The following is an 18037-nucleotide window of genomic DNA, read 5'->3' as shown; positions in this document are numbered from 1 at the left end:
AAGAGGCAAAACGCTATGCTGGGATTAAAACAGGTTCACCATATTGCCATTATTGCGACGGACTACGCGGCGAGTAAGGCATTTTACTGCGATGTGTTGGGCTTCACCCTGATGAGCGAAGCCTACCGGGAAGAGCGAGACTCCTGGAAAGGCGATCTGGCATTGAACGGTCAGTATGTGATTGAGCTCTTTTCTTTCCCATTTCCACCTTGCCGCCCCAGCCGACCGGAAGCCTGTGGTTTACGTCATCTGGCGTTCAGTGTGGATGACGTAGAGAAAGCGATCGCGCATCTGGAAGCGCGCGATGTGAAGTGCGAGCCGATACGCATTGATCCGTTCACCGGCAAACGCTTCACGTTTTTTAACGATCCCGACGGATTACCGCTCGAACTGTATGAGCTATAAGGCTTGTCATTATGGCGTTAGCCCGGTAACGTGCCGGGCAATGCCATTGTAAGTAACCATCATGACAACACTCACGCTGAACACTTCACTGCTGAATTCTCAATCGATTCTGGTCGCCTTTAGCGGCGGGCTGGACTCCACCGTGCTGCTGCATCAGTTAGTGCTATGGCGAGCACAGCACCCTGAGGTTACGTTGCGCGCAATCCATATTCATCATGGATTAAGTCCCCACGCGGACAACTGGGTGCAGCACTGTGAATCGATATGCGCGCAGTGGCAGGTGCCGCTGGTGGTTGAACGGGTCCGTCTGGAGGATGATGGTCTGGGGATAGAAGCTCAGGCGCGGCGGGCGCGCTATCACGCATTTGCACAGACGTTGCTGCCGGGCGAGGTACTGATGACCGCCCAGCATCTGGACGACCAGTGCGAAACTTTTCTGCTGGCCCTTAAGCGTGGCAGTGGCCCTGCCGGGCTTTCCGCCATGGGAGAAAGCTCGCCGTTCGCCGGGACCCGGCTGATCCGACCGCTGCTGGCGCAAACGCGAGAGGCGCTGGAAGGGTGGGCGCGACAGCACCAATTATGTTGGATTGAGGATGAAAGTAATCAGGATGATACCTACGATCGCAATTTCCTCAGATTACGCGTTACCCCGTTGCTGCAACAGCGTTGGCCGCACTTCGCGCAAGCCACGGCCCGCAGCGCCGCGCTGTGCGCCGAGCAGGAGAGCTTACTGGATGAACTGCTTGCCAGCGATTTAGCCGACTGTGTCACGGCCCAGGGCACACTTTTACTGGCGCCGCTTATGACGATGAGCAGTGTGCGGCGTGCCGCCCTGCTTCGCCGCTGGCTGGCAGGATTAACTGCGCCAATGCCTTCCCGTGACGCTCTGGAACGTATCTGGCAGGAAGTCGCGCTGGCGCGGGAAGATGCTTCCCCCTGTTTTCGCCTTGGAGAGTTCGACATTCGTCGTTATCAGTCACAGCTGTGGTGGGTGAAATCGGTCGATGGGCAAAGCGAAACCGTCATCCCGTGGACATGCCGGGAAACGCCGTTGACGCTGCCTGCCGGGTTAGGCTCGGTGCAGCTCATCCCTGCTGGCGAATTGCGTATGCCGCAGGCAGATGAAGCCGTCAACATTCGGTTTAAAGCGCCAGGCGTATTACATATTGTCGGGCGTAACGGGGGACGTAAATTAAAGAAAATCTGGCAGGAGCAGGGGATCCCGCCCTGGCGACGAGATACCACGCCGCTGTTGTTTTACGGCGAAACGCTGATTGCGGCTGCGGGTGTTTTTGTGACGCGTGAGGGAGCAGCAGAAGATAAAGAAGGGGTGAGTCTGGTTTGGCATGCCTGATGGCGGTGCGCTTATCCGACCTACATATCGCATGGAAAGTAGGCCGGATAAGGTGCTTGCACCGCCATCCGGCAACAAAAGAATCAGGATTCGCTGACGACCACGGTACCGATTTGCGGGTGACTGAAGCTGGCAATTTTATCGAGGCGAAGCTCCCGGGTTTCACCTGCGACATCTGCGACCAGATATTCCACGTTTTTGCGTGAAACCAGATCGTTTGCTTTCGCTTGTAAAACTTCGCCATCTTTTAACGCCAACGTCAGTAACAAATGGTGCTGGCAGGCGAGTTCAAGATTGTCGTAATCATCACAGTTGATGGGTTGATACGTTTCATTCATTGACATAATCGCTCACCAGTAAGTTCGCGGCAGCATAGGCCGCTTTTTCCCTGACCGACTCTGAAAGGGCGCTGTCTGCCGCCATTTCATTAAGCACCTTCAATACGCAACCCAGCGCATCCGGGACATACCCTAAGTCTCCGCTGGCGATTTCCGCGTACCGCTTGCGTATTAACTCACAATATTTTTCCACATGCCCTCCTGTCAGCACTCTGACTTAACCGTGGATGCAAGTCTAAGCCTACGAAGATAAACTCTGTTTAGCAAGGTGACTATACCATACTCATTCAGGCAATATCAGCGGCCTTGATAGAGGTGCTGTTAGCAGCCTTTTGCCGCAGTTTTCGCTACAATGAGCGCCTGATTCGAAAGGAGTTCTCAAATGGCGCTTAAAGCGACAATCTATAAAGCTGTAGTCAATGTGGCGGATCTCGACCGCAACCAGTTCCTTGACGCAGCCTTGACGCTGGCGCGTCACCCTTCAGAAACCCAGGAGCGCATGATGCTGCGCCTGCTGGCGTGGATTAAATATGCTGATGAACGCCTGCAGTTCACGCGTGGCCTGAGCGCGGAAGATGAACCGGAAGCCTGGCTGCGAAACGATCATCTGGGCATTGATTTATGGATTGAACTCGGCCTGCCGGATGAGCGTCGTATTAAGAAAGCCTGCACTCAGTCTGCTGAGGTAGCCCTGTTTACCTACAACAGCCGTGCGGCCCAGATCTGGTGGCAACAAAACCAGAGTAAATGCACGCAGTTTAAAAATCTTACCGTGTGGTATCTGGATGACGAACAGTTGGCGCAACTGAGTGAATTTGCTGGTCGCACCATGGCGCTGCAGGCGACGATTCAGGATGGCGCTATCTGGTTGTCCGATTCTCAGAACAATCTGGAAATTCATCTGACCGCGTGGCAGCAGGGTTCATGATAGTCATCTCCCGAAACGTCTCTATCCTTGATAATGAGCTGGAAATCACGGCGATTCGGGCGCAGGGCGCGGGTGGTCAGCACGTTAACAAGACCTCGACAGCCATCCATTTGCGCTTTGACATTCGGGCCTCTGGCCTGCCAGAGTATTATAAGGAACGCCTGCTGGCCGCCAGCCATCATCTGATTAGCGGTGATGGCGTTATTATCATTAAGGCGCAGGAATACCGTAGCCAGGAGCTAAACCGGGAAGCGGCAATCTCCCGGCTGGTGGCGGTGATCAAAGAATTAACCGCAGTGCAAAAAAGCCGACAGGCAACGCGTCCTACGCGCGCTTCGAAAGAGCGTAGGTTGTCATCGAAGGCGCAAAAATCCACAGTGAAGTCACTGCGCGGGAGAGTTCGTCGAACGCAAGACTGACGAGCAGGAATAAAAATTTATAAGGAATTGATAGTGAAAACAGCAATATTGTCCGTCGTCGCTGCATGCACGCTTTTTTCCTTGATCGGCTGTAACAACCGTACTGAAGTCGAAGTACTACAGCCGACACGGGCGGCAGAATTAAAACCGATGCAGCAAAGCTGGCGAGGCATCCTGCCTTGCGCGGACTGCGAAGGGATTGAAACTTCTCTGTTCCTCGAAAAAGACGGAACATGGGTGATGAACGAACGTTATCAGGGGGTGAGGGATGAACCGTCGTCCTTTGCCTCTTATGGAACATGGGCGCGCACTGCGGATAAGCTGGTGCTGACCGACAGTAAAGGTGAAAAGTCGTACTATCGTGCTAAAGGCGAAGCGCTGGAAATGCTCGATCGTGAAGGTAATCCGATTGAGTCGCAGTTCAACTACACCCTTCAGCCCGTTTCCGCTAGCTTACCGGTGACGCCTATGCCGATGCGGGGCATGTACTTCTATATGGCTGACGCAGCTATCTTTACCGACTGCGCAACGGGTAAACGGATGCCGGTGGCGAATAACGCCCAGCTTGAGCGTGACTATTTAGCCGCGCGCGCGGAAAACGGGCAATCCGTATTGCTGACGCTGGAAGCGCATTTTACACTGGAGGCGAACCCGGACACTGGCGAGAAAGTGAAAACGCTGATGGCGGATAAAGATGCGAAATTTATCCCCGGTAAAGGATGTAATTAATTGATGAAAAAAAGGCCCTGATTATCAGGGCCTTTTGCTGATATTAGCCTTTAATGGCTTTTACCAGGTAGTCGACGATGTCGCCCGTTTTAATCAACTGCTTCTCGCCGTTACGACGGTATTTGTATTCGATATCGTCGTTGTCGAGGTTACGGTCGCCCAGCACGATAGTGTGCGGAATACCGATCAGTTCCATATCGGCAAACATCACGCCCGGACGCTCTTTACGGTCGTCCATCAGCACTTCAATGCCCTGCGCGCGCAGCTCTGCGTACAGCTTTTCAGCCAGTTCCTGCACGCGGTAGGACTTATGCATGTTCATCGGCAGAATCGCGACCTGGAACGGGGCAATGGCGTCTGGCCATACGATACCGCGATCGTCATAGTTCTGTTCGATAGCAGCAGCAACCACGCGAGTGACCCCGATACCGTAGCAACCCATGGTCAGGATCTGGTTACGGCCATCTTCGCCCTGAACGGCGGCTTTCATCGCTTCAGAGTACTTGGTGCCCAACTGGAAGATGTGACCCACTTCGATGCCGCGTTTAATCAGCAGCGTACCCTGGCCATCCGGACTCGGGTCGCCAGCGACTACGTTACGGATGTCCGCAACTTCCGGGGTGGCAACATCACGATCCCAGTTGATACCGAAATAGTGCTTACCGTCGATGTTGGCGCCGGCGGCGAAGTCGCTCATCACGGCAACGGTACGGTCGATAACGACCGGAATTGGCATGTTCACCGGACCCAGAGAACCCGGACCCGCTTTCACCAGTGCGCGAATCTCTTCTTCGGTGGCGAAGGTCAGCGGGCTGGCAACCTGCGGCAGTTTTTCCGCTTTGACTTCGTTCAGCTCGTGATCGCCGCGAACCAGCAGTGCAATCAGCGGAGACTTGCTGCCTTCAACCGCTTTCACCAGCAGGGTTTTTACGGTTTTCTCGATCGGCAGGTTGAACTGCTCAACCAGCTCGGCGATGGTTTTGGCGTTTGGCGTATCGACCAGCGTCATCTCCTGCGTTGCTGCCGCACGCGGCTCTTTTGGCGCAACGGCTTCGGCAAACTCGATATTCGCTGCATAATCGGAGGTGTCGGAGAAGATCACATCGTCTTCGCCGCTCTGCGCCAGCACCTGGAATTCGTGAGAGGCGCTACCGCCGATAGAACCGGTATCCGCTTGTACCGCACGGAAATCGAGACCCATACGGCTGAAGATCTTGCTGTACGCTGCGTACATCGCGTCGTAGGTCTCCTGCAGGGATTCCTGAGAGGTATGGAAAGAGTAGGCATCTTTCATCAGGAATTCGCGGGAACGCATCACGCCGAAGCGCGGACGAACTTCGTCACGGAATTTGGTCTGGATTTGGTAGAAGTTCAGCGGCAGCTGTTTGTAAGAGCTCAGCTCGTTACGAATCAGGTCGGTGATCACTTCTTCATGCGTTGGGCCAAGGACGAACGGGCGATCGCCACGGTCAGCAATACGCAGCAGTTCCGGGCCGTATTGTTCCCAACGGCCACTCTCTTGCCACAGCTCAGAGGGCTGAACGACCGGCATCAACACCTCGATCGCACCGGCGTTGTTCATCTCTTCACGCACGATGTTTTCGACTTTTTTCAGGACGCGCACGCCGGTCGGCAGCCAGGTGTATAACCCGGAGGCCAGCTTGCGGATCATCCCGGCGCGCAGCATCAGCTGATGGCTGATGACTTCGGCGTCGGCAGGTGTCTCCTTCAGAGTGGAGAGCAGATATTGGCTAGTACGCATGTTGTTACGGTTCCAGTTGAACGATCGAACAGGCTCAAGACGAGCCTGGCACAAAACAAAAGTGGTTTAGTTTACCAGCGAGAAAGGGATGTCAAAAGAGTACGCGACGCAAATTAGCGGGCTTCCAGAGCAAAGACCTCAAATCCTGACGGCGTAACGCGCCAGCGGACGTTAAAGTCCAGCAGCCAAACGGCGTAGGTTTTGCCTTCTTCCTCGTTTTTACGGTAGGCAGGACGGGGATCCTGCGCCAGCACTTCGGCAATAAACTGGCGAAGATGCGGATAACGTTTTTCCAGCCCAGCCAGTTGCCCGGCGATCTCTTCACTGAACGACACATCTACGCTGGCCTGCGGTGCATCCTGAGCATAGCTGGCGCGAGCATCGGGCAGCGATTCGGCAAATGGCAGATACGGTTTAATATCCACAACCGGCGTACCATCGACAAGATCCAGCCCGCCGAGCTCAAGGATGACGTGCTCTTTGTGGCAGCGGATACCTCGAAGCTCAACCAAAGACATGCCAACAGGGTTAGGACGAAACGTTGAACGCGTGGCGAAGACACCCATTCTGGCGTTGCCGCCAAGACGGGGAGGGCGCACGGTTGGACGCCATCCTCCTTCCATTGTCTGATGAAAAACAAAAATCACCCACAAATGGCTGAAGGCTTCCAGGCCGCGAACAGCTTCGGCCTGGTTATAGGGAGCGAGCAAATGCAGTTCGCCTCTGGCACTTTTCACCAGACCTGGCTGGCGTGGAACGGCGAACTTTTCTTTATAAGGTGAGCGGATAACGCCTATTTGCTCGAACTGAAAATGACTCATTTCGCCGAAATGTTCAGTGCAGAACCAATGCAAACCGCCTGACGATAGCAACCTGGCGTCCCGCTGGTGACTTCGCAACTGTGCAGCAATACCGCATTCGCTTTCATTTTAGAGGCGTTAATCTGCATGCGTTTACGTGCGGTTGGGATGCTCGGAGGGGAATCCTGGTTAGATGCCTGGCAGGATTCGCCGCTGACTTCGCCGAGATCGCGGAACGGTTTACCCACTAAATCTTCGGCGTTAGTAATGATTCTTACCGGCGCCGCGCGCGGTGCTTTTGGTTTTTCCGGCTCCGCTTTTGGCGGGGTAGCGGTGCTTTGAACGGGTTCAACAGGGGATCTGCTTAACATAGAACAGCCGCTCAGCATGAGTGCTACTAAACAGATCGGTAAAGCACGCATAATATTTCCTCAATGAATGATCTAAACGTCAGATATTGAATCAGGTGCTTGCATAAATGACAAGACGGGCAAGCGCCCGTCCTGATGATATTACAGATTCTGGAAACAGCCTAAAATTACCAGCCCTTAACAGCACCGCCGTTGAAGACTTTGTTCGCTGCTTCGTACACTTCGTCAGACTGGTAGGCCTGCACGAATTTCTTCACGTTCTCAGCATCTTTGTTGTCTTCACGGGTCACGATCAGGTTTACGTACGGAGAATCTTTATCTTCAACAAAGATACCGTCTTTTGCCGGGGTCAGGCCAATCTGGCTGGCGTAGGTGGTGTTGATGACCGCCAGGGCGATTTGCGCATCGTCCAGTGAGCGCGGCAGCTGCGGCGCTTCCAGTTCAACCAGCTTCAGGTTTTTCGGGTTTTCAATCACGTCCAGCGCGGTCGGCAGCAGGCCAACACCGTCTTTCAGTTTGATTAAGCCCACTTTTTGCAGCAGCAGCAGCGAGCGGCCGAGGTTAGTCGGGTCGTTTGGAATCGCGACCTGAGAACCTTCCTGCAGCTCATCCAGTGATTTGATTTTTTTGGAATAGCCCGCAATCGGGTAAACAAAAGTATTGCCCGCGGCAACCAGCTTGTAACCACGATCTTTAATCTGCTGATCCAGGTACGGTTTGTGCTGGAAGGCGTTAGCATCAATGTCGCCTTTGCTCAGCGCTTCGTTAGGCAGGACGTAATCGTTAAACGTGACCAGCTCAACGTCCAGACCGTATTTTTCTTTTGCCACTTTCTGCGCGACTTCTGCAACCTGTTGCTCTGCGCCAACAATAACGCCCACTTTGATGTGGTTAGGATCTTTTTCATCCTGACCGCAACCCACAAGTGCCAGAGAACCGATCAGGGCTCCAACTGCCGCAAAGGTTTTGAATTTGAACGCCATGCTTATTTCCTTTTCTTAATGAGTTTTTAGTGTTGTGTGCAACGTTATTTGTGCGTGACAACCCGGACGATGCGATCGCCGGATAACTGAATTAAATAAACCAGAACGACGAGCAATACCAGTACTGTATTCATCACGGTAGCGTTGTAGCCGATATAACCGTACTGGTAGCCAATCTGTCCCAGACCACCTGCGCCGACGGCACCGCCCATCGCGGAATAGCCAACCAACGTGATGAGCGTGATGGTGGCGGCATTGACCAGACCCGGCAGCGCTTCTGGCAGTAATACCTTACGTACAATCTGCAACGGCGTGGCGCCCATCGCACGGGAGGCTTCAATCAGCCCGGTCGGGATTTCCAGCAGCGCGTTTTCCACCATACGGGCGATAAACGGCGCGGCGCCGACTGTCAGCGGGACGATAGCGGCCTGCAGCCCAATAGAGGTACCCACAATCATGCGGGTGAAAGGAATCATCCACACCAGCAAAATAATGAATGGGATGGAACGGAAAATATTTACCAGCGCAGAGAGCGTACGGTAAAGCTTAGCGTTCTCAATGATTTGCCCAGGACGCGTAACGTACAGCAATACGCCAACCGGCAGGCCAATGACAAAACCAAAAAAACCGGACACAAAGGTCATTGCCAGCGTTTCCCATACGCCGCGAACCAGCAGCCACATCATCGGCTCAGACATAACCCAGTACCTCTACTTTTACATGGTGTTCCTGCAGCCAGTTAATGGCTGCTTGTGTATCTTCCTGTGTGCCGTGCATTTCAGTCAGCATAATGCCGAACTTCACGCCGCCGGCATAATCCATCTGCGCGCTAATAATGTTGTTATTCACATTAAAGCGACGGGCCGTCTCAGAGAGTAATGGCGCATCGACCGAATGACCGGTGAACTCCATGCGCAGCATTGGCACGCTGTCGGCTTGCGGCTCTGCTTTTAAACGTTCCAGATAATCTTCCGGGATATCCAGATGTAGAGTGGACTGGATAAACTTCTGTGCCAGCGGCGTTTTCGGGTGAGAGAAGACTTCGCTGACGGTGTCCTGTTCAATCAGTTCACCATTGCTGATGACCGCCACGCAGTCACAAATGCGTTTTACAACGTCCATCTCATGGGTAATCAGCAGAATGGTGAGACCCAGACGACGGTTAATGTCTTTCAGCAGTTCCAGAATCGAACGCGTGGTTGCCGGGTCGAGTGCGCTGGTGGCTTCATCGCAGAGCAACACTTTGGGATTACTTGCCAGCGCACGGGCGATCGCCACTCGCTGTTTTTGTCCACCGGAAAGGTTGGCCGGATAGCTATCGTGCTTGTCGCCAAGGCCAACTAAATCCAGCAGTTCTGTTACACGGCGTTTGATCTCTTCCTTTGGCGTGTTATCCAGTTCCAGCGGCAGCGCGACGTTGCCAAACACGGTACGGGAAGAGAGCAGGTTAAAGTGTTGGAAAATCATGCCGATTTGACGGCGAGCTTTGGTCAACTCGGACTCTGAAAGCGTTGTCAGCTCCTGACCGCCGACCTGAACGCTGCCTTCGGTTGGGCGTTCAAGTAAGTTAACGCAGCGGATAAGCGTACTTTTACCGGCACCGGAGGCGCCAATGACGCCGTAAATCTGCCCGGCGGGAACATGCAGGCTGACATTATTTAGCGCCTGAATGGTGCGAGTCCCCTGCTGGAACACTTTGGTGATATTCGAAAGTTTAATCATTGGTTATTTATTATCGTAATTAAGTTAGCCGTGGCATTTTCGTCTGTCTGGGACGGTCAAGGCCGTCAACAAGATGGATGTTAAGGCATCCAGACGTCTAAATCAATCTAGCTTTGCACGATGAGCACTTTCTTGCCCGCCGAAACATGCGATACTAGAGCCACATGCCTTATTCAGGAGCTATAAAAGGTGGCAAAGTCTGTACCCGCAATTTTTCTCGACCGTGACGGCACCATTAATGTGGACCACGGTTACGTACATGAGATTGATGAGTTCGAGTTTATCGACGGCGTTATTGATGCCATGCGTGAACTTAAAAATATGGGTTACGCGCTAATTGTGGTGACGAACCAGTCTGGTATCGCGCGCGGTAAATTTACCGAGGCACAGTTTGAAACGTTGACCGAATGGATGGACTGGTCGCTGGCCGATCGCGACGTTGATCTGGATGGTATCTACTATTGCCCGCACCATCCGCAGGGTACCGTAGAAGAGTATCGTCAGGTCTGCGATTGCCGTAAGCCGCATCCCGGGATGTTGATCTCCGCTCGCGACTTCCTGCACATCGATATGGCTGCTTCTTATATGGTAGGCGACAAAATAGAAGATATGCAGGCGGCAGCAGCGGCGAATGTTGGAACCAAGGTACTGGTGCGCACGGGCAAACCCGTCACGCCGGAAGCAGAAAATGCGGCAGATTTGGTTATAAATAGTCTGGCAGACCTGCCAAAGGCGATAAAAAAGCAGCAAAAGTAAGCGTTGTGGATAAAAGGTGAGCGGTTGGAACAAAAATGCATTTTTCCGCTTGTCTTCCTGAGTCGACTCCCTATAATGCGCCTCCATCGACACGGCGGATGTGAATCACTTCACACAAACAGCCCGGTCGGTTGAAGAGAAAAACCTGAAAATGAGGGTTGACTCTGAAAGAGGAAAGCGTAATATACGCCACCTCGCGACAGAGCGCTAAAGCGCGTCGCAACTGCTCTTTAACAATTTATCAGACAATCTGTGTGGGCACTCGAGGATACGGATTCTTAACGTCGCAAGACGAAAAATGAATACCAAGTCTCTGAGTGAACACGTAATTCATTACGAAGTTTAATTCACGAGCATCAAACTTAAATTGAAGAGTTTGATCATGGCTCAGATTGAACGCTGGCGGCAGGCCTAACACATGCAAGTCGAACGGTAGCACAGAGAGCTTGCTCTCGGGTGACGAGTGGCGGACGGGTGAGTAATGTCTGGGAAACTGCCCGATGGAGGGGGATAACTACTGGAAACGGTAGCTAATACCGCATAATGTCGCAAGACCAAAGAGGGGGACCTTCGGGCCTCTTGCCATCGGATGTGCCCAGATGGGATTAGCTAGTAGGTGGGGTAACGGCTCACCTAGGCGACGATCCCTAGCTGGTCTGAGAGGATGACCAGCCACACTGGAACTGAGACACGGTCCAGACTCCTACGGGAGGCAGCAGTGGGGAATATTGCACAATGGGCGCAAGCCTGATGCAGCCATGCCGCGTGTATGAAGAAGGCCTTCGGGTTGTAAAGTACTTTCAGCGAGGAGGAAGGCGTTGTGGTTAATAACCACAGCGATTGACGTTACTCGCAGAAGAAGCACCGGCTAACTCCGTGCCAGCAGCCGCGGTAATACGGAGGGTGCAAGCGTTAATCGGAATTACTGGGCGTAAAGCGCACGCAGGCGGTCTGTCAAGTCGGATGTGAAATCCCCGGGCTCAACCTGGGAACTGCATCCGAAACTGGCAGGCTAGAGTCTTGTAGAGGGGGGTAGAATTCCAGGTGTAGCGGTGAAATGCGTAGAGATCTGGAGGAATACCGGTGGCGAAGGCGGCCCCCTGGACAAAGACTGACGCTCAGGTGCGAAAGCGTGGGGAGCAAACAGGATTAGATACCCTGGTAGTCCACGCCGTAAACGATGTCGACTTGGAGGTTGTGCCCTTGAGGCGTGGCTTCCGGAGCTAACGCGTTAAGTCGACCGCCTGGGGAGTACGGCCGCAAGGTTAAAACTCAAATGAATTGACGGGGGCCCGCACAAGCGGTGGAGCATGTGGTTTAATTCGATGCAACGCGAAGAACCTTACCTACTCTTGACATCCAGAGAACTTAGCAGAGATGCTTTGGTGCCTTCGGGAACTCTGAGACAGGTGCTGCATGGCTGTCGTCAGCTCGTGTTGTGAAATGTTGGGTTAAGTCCCGCAACGAGCGCAACCCTTATCCTTTGTTGCCAGCGATTCGGTCGGGAACTCAAAGGAGACTGCCAGTGATAAACTGGAGGAAGGTGGGGATGACGTCAAGTCATCATGGCCCTTACGAGTAGGGCTACACACGTGCTACAATGGCATATACAAAGAGAAGCGACCTCGCGAGAGCAAGCGGACCTCATAAAGTATGTCGTAGTCCGGATTGGAGTCTGCAACTCGACTCCATGAAGTCGGAATCGCTAGTAATCGTGGATCAGAATGCCACGGTGAATACGTTCCCGGGCCTTGTACACACCGCCCGTCACACCATGGGAGTGGGTTGCAAAAGAAGTAGGTAGCTTAACCTTCGGGAGGGCGCTTACCACTTTGTGATTCATGACTGGGGTGAAGTCGTAACAAGGTAACCGTAGGGGAACCTGCGGTTGGATCACCTCCTTACCTTAAAGAACCGACCTTTGCAGTGCTCACACAGATTGTCTGATGAAAAGTGAATAGCAAGGCGTCTTGCGATTGAGACTTCAGTGTCCCCTTCGTCTAGAGGCCCAGGACACCGCCCTTTCACGGCGGTAACAGGGGTTCGAATCCCCTAGGGGACGCCACTTGCTGGTTCGTGAGTGAAAGACGCGCACCCTGATATCTCAAAACTCATCTTCGGGTGATGTTTGAGATATTTGCTCTTTAAAAATCTGGATCAAGCTGAAAATTGAAACGACACACTGTGTCTGTTCTCCGTAATAAGAACAGATAAAAGGTGTGTTCGAGTCTCTCAAATTTTCGCAATCAGAAGTGAAACATCTTCGGGTTGTGAGGTTAAGCGACTAAGCGTACACGGTGGATGCCCTGGCAGTCAGAGGCGATGAAGGACGTGCTAATCTGCGATAAGCGCCGGTAAGGTGATATGAACCGTTATAACCGGCGATTTCCGAATGGGGAAACCCAGTGTGATTCGACACACTATCGTTAACTGAATACATAGGTTAACGAAGCGAACCGGGGGAACTGAAACATCTAAGTACCCCGAGGAAAAGAAATCAACCGAGATTCCCCCAGTAGCGGCGAGCGAACGGGGAGCAGCCCAGAGTCTGAATCAGCATGTGTGTTAGTGGAACGGTCTGGAAAGTCCGACGGTACAGGGTGATAGTCCCGTACACAAAAATGCACAGGTTGTGAACTCGAAGAGTAGGGCGGGACACGTGGTATCCTGTCTGAATATGGGGGGACCATCCTCCAAGGCTAAATACTCCTGACTGACCGATAGTGAACCAGTACCGTGAGGGAAAGGCGAAAAGAACCCCGGCGAGGGGAGTGAAAAAGAACCTGAAACCGTGTACGTACAAGCAGTGGGAGCACCTTCGGGTGTGACTGCGTACCTTTTGTATAATGGGTCAGCGACTTATATTCTGTAGCAAGGTTAACCGTATAGGGGAGCCGAAGGGAAACCGAGTCTTAACTGGGCGTTAAGTTGCAGGGTATAGACCCGAAACCCGGTGATCTAGCCATGGGCAGGTTGAAGGTTGGGTAACACTAACTGGAGGACCGAACCGACTAATGTTGAAAAATTAGCGGATGACTTGTGGCTGGGGGTGAAAGGCCAATCAAACCGGGAGATAGCTGGTTCTCCCCGAAAGCTATTTAGGTAGCGCCTCGTGAACTCATCTTCGGGGGTAGAGCACTGTTTCGGCTAGGGGGTCATCCCGACTTACCAACCCGATGCAAACTGCGAATACCGAAGAATGTTATCACGGGAGACACACGGCGGGTGCTAACGTCCGTCGTGAAGAGGGAAACAACCCAGACCGCCAGCTAAGGTCCCAAAGTCATGGTTAAGTGGGAAACGATGTGGGAAGGCACAGACAGCCAGGATGTTGGCTTAGAAGCAGCCATCATTTAAAGAAAGCGTAATAGCTCACTGGTCGAGTCGGCCTGCGCGGAAGATGTAACGGGGCTAAACCATGCACCGAAGCTGCGGCAGCGACACTATGTGTTGTTGGGTAGGGGAGCGTTCTGTAAGCCGTTGAAGGTGGCCTGTGAGGGTTGCTGGAGGTATCAGAAGTGCGAATGCTGACATAAGTAACGATAATGCGGGTGAAAAACCCGCACGCCGGAAGACCAAGGGTTCCTGTCCAACGTTAATCGGGGCAGGGTGAGTCGACCCCTAAGGCGAGGCCGAAAGGCGTAGTCGATGGGAAACAGGTTAATATTCCTGTACTTGGTGTTACTGCGAAGGGGGGACGGAGAAGGCTATGTTGGCCGGGCGACGGTTGTCCCGGTTTAAGCATGTAGGCGGAGGTTCCAGGTAAATCCGGTACCTTTTAACGCTGAGGTGTGATGACGAGGCACTACGGTGCTGAAGTGACAAATGCCCTGCTTCCAGGAAAAGCCTCTAAGCATCAGGTAACACGAAATCGTACCCCAAACCGACACAGGTGGTCAGGTAGAGAATACCAAGGCGCTTGAGAGAACTCGGGTGAAGGAACTAGGCAAAATGGTGCCGTAACTTCGGGAGAAGGCACGCTGATATGTAGGTGAAGTGATTTACTCATGGAGCTGAAATCAGTCGAAGATACCAGCTGGCTGCAACTGTTTATTAAAAACACAGCACTGTGCAAACACGAAAGTGGACGTATACGGTGTGACGCCTGCCCGGTGCCGGAAGGTTAATTGATGGGGTTATCCGTAAGGAGAAGCTCTTGATCGAAGCCCCGGTAAACGGCGGCCGTAACTATAACGGTCCTAAGGTAGCGAAATTCCTTGTCGGGTAAGTTCCGACCTGCACGAATGGCGTAATGATGGCCAGGCTGTCTCCACCCGAGACTCAGTGAAATTGAACTCGCTGTGAAGATGCAGTGTACCCGCGGCAAGACGGAAAGACCCCGTGAACCTTTACTATAGCTTGACACTGAACACTGGTCCTTGATGTGTAGGATAGGTGGGAGGCTTTGAAGTGTGGACGCCAGTCTGCATGGAGCCGTCCTTGAAATACCACCCTTTAATGGCTGGTGTTCTAACGTGGGCCCGTAATCCGGGTTGCGGACAGTGTCTGGTGGGTAGTTTGACTGGGGCGGTCTCCTCCCAAAGAGTAACGGAGGAGCACGAAGGTTAGCTAATCCTGGTCGGACATCAGGAGGTTAGTGCAAAGGCATAAGCTAGCTTGACTGCGAGAGTGACGGCTCGAGCAGGTGCGAAAGCAGGTCTTAGTGATCCGGTGGTTCTGAATGGAAGGGCCATCGCTCAACGGATAAAAGGTACTCCGGGGATAACAGGCTGATACCGCCCAAGAGTTCATATCGACGGCGGTGTTTGGCACCTCGATGTCGGCTCATCACATCCTGGGGCTGAAGTAGGTCCCAAGGGTATGGCTGTTCGCCATTTAAAGTGGTACGCGAGCTGGGTTTAGAACGTCGTGAGACAGTTCGGTCCCTATCTGCCGTGGGCGCTGGAGAATTGAGGGGGGCTGCTCCTAGTACGAGAGGACCGGAGTGGACGCATCACTGGTGTTCGGGTTGTCATGCCAATGGCACTGCCCGGTAGCTAAATGCGGAAGAGATAAGTGCTGAAAGCATCTAAGCACGAAACTTGCCCCGAGATGAGTTCTCCCTGAGACTTAGAGTCTCCTGAAGGAACGTTGAAGACGACGACGTTGATAGGTCGGGTGTGTAAGTGTAGCGATACATTGAGCTAACCGATACTAATGAACCGTGAGGCTTAACCTTACAACGCCGAAGATGTTTTGGCGAAAGACAGACATCAGTTTCAGCTTGATTACAGATGACATTAACCGGCGAAAAGCGGGTTAATAAACAGAATTTGCCTGGCGGCTGTAGCGCGGTGGTCCCACCTGACCCCATGCCGAACTCAGAAGTGAAACGCCGTAGCGCCGATGGTAGTGTGGGGTCTCCCCATGCGAGAGTAGGGAACTGCCAGGTATCAAATTGCAGTAAGCCGGGATGAAAATCCGGGTGGTGACAAAGAAATTCGGTGGAGCGGTAGTTCAGTTGGTTAGAATACCTGCCTGTCACGCAGGGGGTCGCGGGTTCGAGTCCCGTCCGTTCCGCCACTTATTAAGAGCCCTGAGCTAACGCTCAGGGCTTTTTCTTTGCCTGCGATTTAATTATTGCTAAATTCGCAAAAATCCTCTGCATTTTTCATTCTTTTTCTATAAAGCGCTGAAGTTCATAATCCTCTCCGTAAACGAACATTGTGATTAAAAAGAGGAATTTCATGACTATCCCTGCATTCGGTTTAGGTACTTTTCGCCTGAAAGACGACGTGGTTATCGCTTCTGTTAAAACGGCGCTAGAGCTGGGCTACCGTGCTGTCGACACTGCGCAAATCTATGATAATGAAGCGGCTGTTGGCCAGGCGATTGCTGAGAGCGGCGTACCACGTAGCGAGCTGTATATCACCACCAAGATCTGGATTGAAAACCTTAGCAAAGACAAGCTGATCCCAAGCCTGAAAGAGAGCCTGAAAAAACTTCGTACGGATTATGTCGATCTGACGCTAATCCACTGGCCATCTCCGGGTGACGCCGTATCTGTCGAAGAATGTATGCAGGCATTGCTTGAAGCTAAAGAACAAGGGCTGACTCGCGAAATTGGCATTTCAAACTTCACCATTCCGCTGATGGAAAAAGCCATTGCTACAGTGGGCGTGGAGAACATCGCCACTAACCAGATTGAACTGTCTCCGTATCTGCAGAGCCGTCGGGTGGTTGACTGGGCGAAAGCGCACGGTATCCACATCACCTCTTACATGACGCTGGCTTACGGTAAAGCGCTGAAAGATGAGGTGATTGCGCGCATCGCCGCAAAACATAATGCGACTTCGGCACAGGTTATCCTGGCATGGGCAATGGGAGAAGGTTACTCAGTAATCCCTTCTTCCACCAAGCGTGAAAACCTGGCAAGTAACCTACTGGCACTGGAACTGCATCTGGATGCCGAAGATAGAGCAGCGATCGCGGCACTGGATTGCAACGATCGCCTGGTTAGCCCGGAAGGTCTGGCCCCTGAGTGGGATTAATTGCTTGACCCTTTGTACCCTTTGTACCCTTTAACCCTCTTTCACAGCTCCTTCGGGAGCTGTTTTTATATGTTCACTTAAGAAGTCGATAAATGCCCGGATACGTGTACTGACGGCACGATCGCTGTAGTAAACTGCGCTGAAAGGCATTTCTACCGGCAGACGCTTATCGGCCAGCAGTTCCACCAGTTCTCCCTGCTCGATCTCTTTGTCAATCATATAATCTGAAAGACATGCAATGCCGTTACCGCTCAGGCAAAGCTGTTTTAACGTTTCCCCGCTGTTGGAAGAAATCCCACATTCGACCTCATGGAGCTGCCCATCGCTACAGGCTATTGGCCAGGTGTTGAGCGAGATGGGTTCAGAAAACCCCAGACACAGGTGCCGTTTTAACTCTTCAACGCTCTCTGGCTTGCCAAAACGGGCAATATAGTCAGGTGAAGCGATAATCTTGCGGTAGCTGGTAAATAACGGACGTGCGCGCAGACTTGAATCAGTCAACGTGCCTGCGCGTATCGCAACATCCACTTTTCGTTCAATAAGATTGATGAACGTTTCTGAGGAGACAAGAGACAACGTCATCTCGGGATACCGCTCACGGAACGGTTTAATCAGCGGCATCAGGAAATGCAGCATTACCGGAGTTGCCGCATCGATACGCAGTAAGCCGCGTGGGGTATTACGTGATTCCATGATTTCCGTTTCTGCTGCAGCCATTTCTTGCAGTATCTGCTGCACGCGCCTGAAGTATCGCTCACCTTCTTCAGTCAGGCTCAGCTGTCGGGTCGTACGATTAAGCAGACTGACGCCGAGCTTCATCTCCAGCTTTTTAACTGCCCGGCTGACAGCGGAATTGGCCTGTCCAAGCTGCTCTGCCGCCCGGCTGAAGCTGCCGCTTTCCACGACAGCGACAAAAATTGCAAGTTCTTCGGAGGTTGCTTTCATTTTTGCACCTGAAGCAAAATTAAATTGATATTTT

16 protein-coding genes, 2 tRNA genes and 3 rRNA genes are annotated in these 18037 nt (G+C 52.7%); 12 read left to right on the top strand and 9 right to left on the bottom strand.

What is annotated here, in order from left to right; genetic code table 11:
• The first annotated feature begins 15 nt into the window (after positions 1 to 15).
• Complete coding sequence (locus M4I31_RS19220) at positions 16 to 405, top strand: VOC family protein (protein ID WP_069324020.1); 390 nt, start codon at positions 16 to 18, stop codon at positions 403 to 405.
• A gap of 61 nt (positions 406 to 466) precedes the next feature.
• Positions 467 to 1759: a tRNA lysidine(34) synthetase TilS gene (gene tilS, locus M4I31_RS19215; RefSeq protein ID WP_085048273.1), complete on the top strand. Its 1293-nt coding sequence runs from the start codon at positions 467 to 469 to the stop codon at positions 1757 to 1759.
• A gap of 83 nt (positions 1760 to 1842) precedes the next feature.
• On the opposite strand, the gene rof is transcribed toward tilS, so the two are convergent.
• Both rof and M4I31_RS19205 read right to left on the bottom strand, forming a co-directional pair.
• Positions 1843 to 2103 (bottom strand): Rho-binding antiterminator, encoded by a 261-nt coding sequence (gene rof, locus M4I31_RS19210; protein WP_003018503.1) that lies wholly within the window; start codon positions 2101 to 2103, stop codon positions 1843 to 1845.
• Entirely contained in the window at positions 2090 to 2290 is a 201-nt protein-coding gene (locus M4I31_RS19205) for a YaeP family protein (RefSeq protein WP_024132476.1), read from the bottom strand. The genes rof and M4I31_RS19205 overlap by 14 nt, the downstream gene beginning before the upstream one ends.
• A gap of 189 nt (positions 2291 to 2479) precedes the next feature.
• Between M4I31_RS19205 and M4I31_RS19200 the strand changes: the two genes are divergently transcribed.
• From M4I31_RS19200 to nlpE, 3 genes are read left to right on the top strand one after another with little or no spacing between them, the layout of a single operon-like run.
• Entirely contained in the window at positions 2480 to 3025 is a 546-nt protein-coding gene (locus tag M4I31_RS19200; RefSeq protein WP_085048272.1) for a YaeQ family protein, read from the top strand.
• On the top strand, positions 3022 to 3444 hold the full coding sequence (gene arfB, locus M4I31_RS19195; RefSeq protein WP_085048271.1) for an alternative ribosome rescue aminoacyl-tRNA hydrolase ArfB: 423 nt from the start codon (positions 3022 to 3024) through the stop codon (positions 3442 to 3444). The genes M4I31_RS19200 and arfB overlap by 4 nt, the downstream gene beginning before the upstream one ends.
• Before the next feature lie 30 nt (positions 3445 to 3474).
• Positions 3475 to 4173 carry an envelope stress response activation lipoprotein NlpE gene (gene nlpE, locus M4I31_RS19190; protein ID WP_087857695.1) on the top strand — a complete coding sequence of 233 codons (699 nt, stop codon included), beginning with the start codon at positions 3475 to 3477 and terminating at the stop codon, positions 4171 to 4173.
• 43 nt (positions 4174 to 4216) lie between these two features.
• On the opposite strand, the gene proS is transcribed toward nlpE, so the two are convergent.
• From proS to metN, 6 genes are all read right to left on the bottom strand, one after another.
• Entirely contained in the window at positions 4217 to 5935 is a 1719-nt protein-coding gene (proS, locus tag M4I31_RS19185) for a proline--tRNA ligase (protein WP_038637453.1), read from the bottom strand.
• A gap of 113 nt (positions 5936 to 6048) precedes the next feature.
• On the bottom strand, positions 6049 to 6756 hold the full coding sequence (gene tsaA, locus M4I31_RS19180; protein WP_085048270.1) for a tRNA (N6-threonylcarbamoyladenosine(37)-N6)-methyltransferase TrmO: 708 nt from the start codon (positions 6754 to 6756) through the stop codon (positions 6049 to 6051).
• Positions 6753 to 7157: an Rcs stress response system protein RcsF gene (gene rcsF, locus M4I31_RS19175; protein ID WP_016151780.1), complete on the bottom strand. Its 405-nt coding sequence runs from the start codon at positions 7155 to 7157 to the stop codon at positions 6753 to 6755. The genes tsaA and rcsF overlap by 4 nt, the downstream gene beginning before the upstream one ends.
• Before the next feature lie 116 nt (positions 7158 to 7273).
• Positions 7274 to 8089 carry a methionine ABC transporter substrate-binding lipoprotein MetQ gene (metQ, locus tag M4I31_RS19170; RefSeq protein WP_006686809.1) on the bottom strand — a complete coding sequence of 272 codons (816 nt, stop codon included), beginning with the start codon at positions 8087 to 8089 and terminating at the stop codon, positions 7274 to 7276.
• A 44-nt stretch (positions 8090 to 8133) separates the two neighbouring features.
• Complete coding sequence (locus tag M4I31_RS19165; protein WP_006686810.1) at positions 8134 to 8787, bottom strand: methionine ABC transporter permease MetI; 654 nt, start codon at positions 8785 to 8787, stop codon at positions 8134 to 8136.
• Positions 8780 to 9811: a methionine ABC transporter ATP-binding protein MetN gene (gene metN, locus M4I31_RS19160; RefSeq protein ID WP_038637459.1), complete on the bottom strand. Its 1032-nt coding sequence runs from the start codon at positions 9809 to 9811 to the stop codon at positions 8780 to 8782. Before metN ends, M4I31_RS19165 begins: the two co-directional genes overlap by 8 nt.
• A 189-nt stretch (positions 9812 to 10000) precedes the next feature.
• On the opposite strand from metN, the gene gmhB reads away from it, so the two are divergent.
• The 7 genes from gmhB (at position 10001) to dkgB (ending at position 17058) form a co-directional block, all read left to right on the top strand.
• On the top strand, positions 10001 to 10567 hold the full coding sequence (gene gmhB, locus M4I31_RS19155) for a D-glycero-beta-D-manno-heptose 1,7-bisphosphate 7-phosphatase (RefSeq protein WP_038637462.1): 567 nt from the start codon (positions 10001 to 10003) through the stop codon (positions 10565 to 10567).
• A gap of 364 nt (positions 10568 to 10931) precedes the next feature.
• Positions 10932 to 12471, top strand: a 16S ribosomal RNA gene (locus M4I31_RS19150).
• Between the two features lie 85 nt (positions 12472 to 12556).
• A tRNA-Glu gene (locus tag M4I31_RS19145) sits at positions 12557 to 12632 on the top strand.
• A gap of 209 nt (positions 12633 to 12841) precedes the next feature.
• A 23S ribosomal RNA gene (locus M4I31_RS19140) occupies positions 12842 to 15746 on the top strand.
• A 97-nt stretch (positions 15747 to 15843) separates the two neighbouring features.
• Positions 15844 to 15959 (top strand): 5S ribosomal RNA (gene rrf / locus M4I31_RS19135).
• Together the 16S, 23S and 5S rRNA genes with 2 tRNA genes alongside form the textbook arrangement of a ribosomal RNA operon.
• Before the next feature lie 54 nt (positions 15960 to 16013).
• Positions 16014 to 16090: transfer RNA gene (locus M4I31_RS19130), tRNA-Asp, on the top strand.
• A 164-nt stretch (positions 16091 to 16254) separates the two neighbouring features.
• Positions 16255 to 17058, top strand: a complete 804-nt coding sequence (gene dkgB / locus M4I31_RS19125) for a 2,5-didehydrogluconate reductase DkgB (RefSeq protein WP_085047760.1) — start codon at positions 16255 to 16257, stop codon at positions 17056 to 17058.
• Positions 17059 to 17088: 30 nt separating this feature from the next.
• Here the strand turns inward: dkgB and yafC are convergent, their stop codons facing one another.
• Positions 17089 to 18003 (bottom strand): DNA-binding transcriptional regulator YafC, encoded by a 915-nt coding sequence (gene yafC, locus M4I31_RS19120; RefSeq protein WP_069323835.1) that lies wholly within the window; start codon positions 18001 to 18003, stop codon positions 17089 to 17091.
• Positions 18004 to 18037 lie beyond the last annotated feature (34 nt).

This window comes from Citrobacter sp. XT1-2-2, assembly GCF_023516235.1.
GTDB classification, from domain to species: Bacteria; Pseudomonadota; Gammaproteobacteria; order Enterobacterales; family Enterobacteriaceae; genus Citrobacter; species Citrobacter werkmanii.
Note: the sequence above shows the minus strand (reverse complement) of the source record. Positions and strands in the feature narration are given on the sequence as shown.

Excerpts from the sequence above, each read along its gene's own strand:
- M4I31_RS19200 (WP_085048272.1), top strand. The coding sequence starts at position 2,480 with ATGGCGCTTAAAGCGACAATCTATAAAGCTGTAGTCAATGTGGCGGAT.
- metQ (WP_006686809.1), bottom strand. The coding sequence starts at position 8,089 with ATGGCGTTCAAATTCAAAACCTTTGCGGCAGTTGGAGCCCTGATCGGT.
- tilS (WP_085048273.1), top strand. The coding sequence starts at position 467 with ATGACAACACTCACGCTGAACACTTCACTGCTGAATTCTCAATCGATT.
- metN (WP_038637459.1), bottom strand. The coding sequence starts at position 9,811 with ATGATTAAACTTTCGAATATCACCAAAGTGTTCCAGCAGGGGACTCGC.
- rcsF (WP_016151780.1), bottom strand. The coding sequence starts at position 7,157 with ATGCGTGCTTTACCGATCTGTTTAGTAGCACTCATGCTGAGCGGCTGT.
- yafC (WP_069323835.1), bottom strand. The coding sequence starts at position 18,003 with ATGAAAGCAACCTCCGAAGAACTTGCAATTTTTGTCGCTGTCGTGGAA.
- arfB (WP_085048271.1), top strand. The coding sequence starts at position 3,022 with ATGATAGTCATCTCCCGAAACGTCTCTATCCTTGATAATGAGCTGGAA.
- tsaA (WP_085048270.1), bottom strand. The coding sequence starts at position 6,756 with ATGAGTCATTTTCAGTTCGAGCAAATAGGCGTTATCCGCTCACCTTAT.
- M4I31_RS19220 (WP_069324020.1), top strand. The coding sequence starts at position 16 with ATGCTGGGATTAAAACAGGTTCACCATATTGCCATTATTGCGACGGAC.
- dkgB (WP_085047760.1), top strand. The coding sequence starts at position 16,255 with ATGACTATCCCTGCATTCGGTTTAGGTACTTTTCGCCTGAAAGACGAC.
- rof (WP_003018503.1), bottom strand. The coding sequence starts at position 2,103 with ATGTCAATGAATGAAACGTATCAACCCATCAACTGTGATGATTACGAC.
- proS (WP_038637453.1), bottom strand. The coding sequence starts at position 5,935 with ATGCGTACTAGCCAATATCTGCTCTCCACTCTGAAGGAGACACCTGCC.
- M4I31_RS19165 (WP_006686810.1), bottom strand. The coding sequence starts at position 8,787 with ATGTCTGAGCCGATGATGTGGCTGCTGGTTCGCGGCGTATGGGAAACG.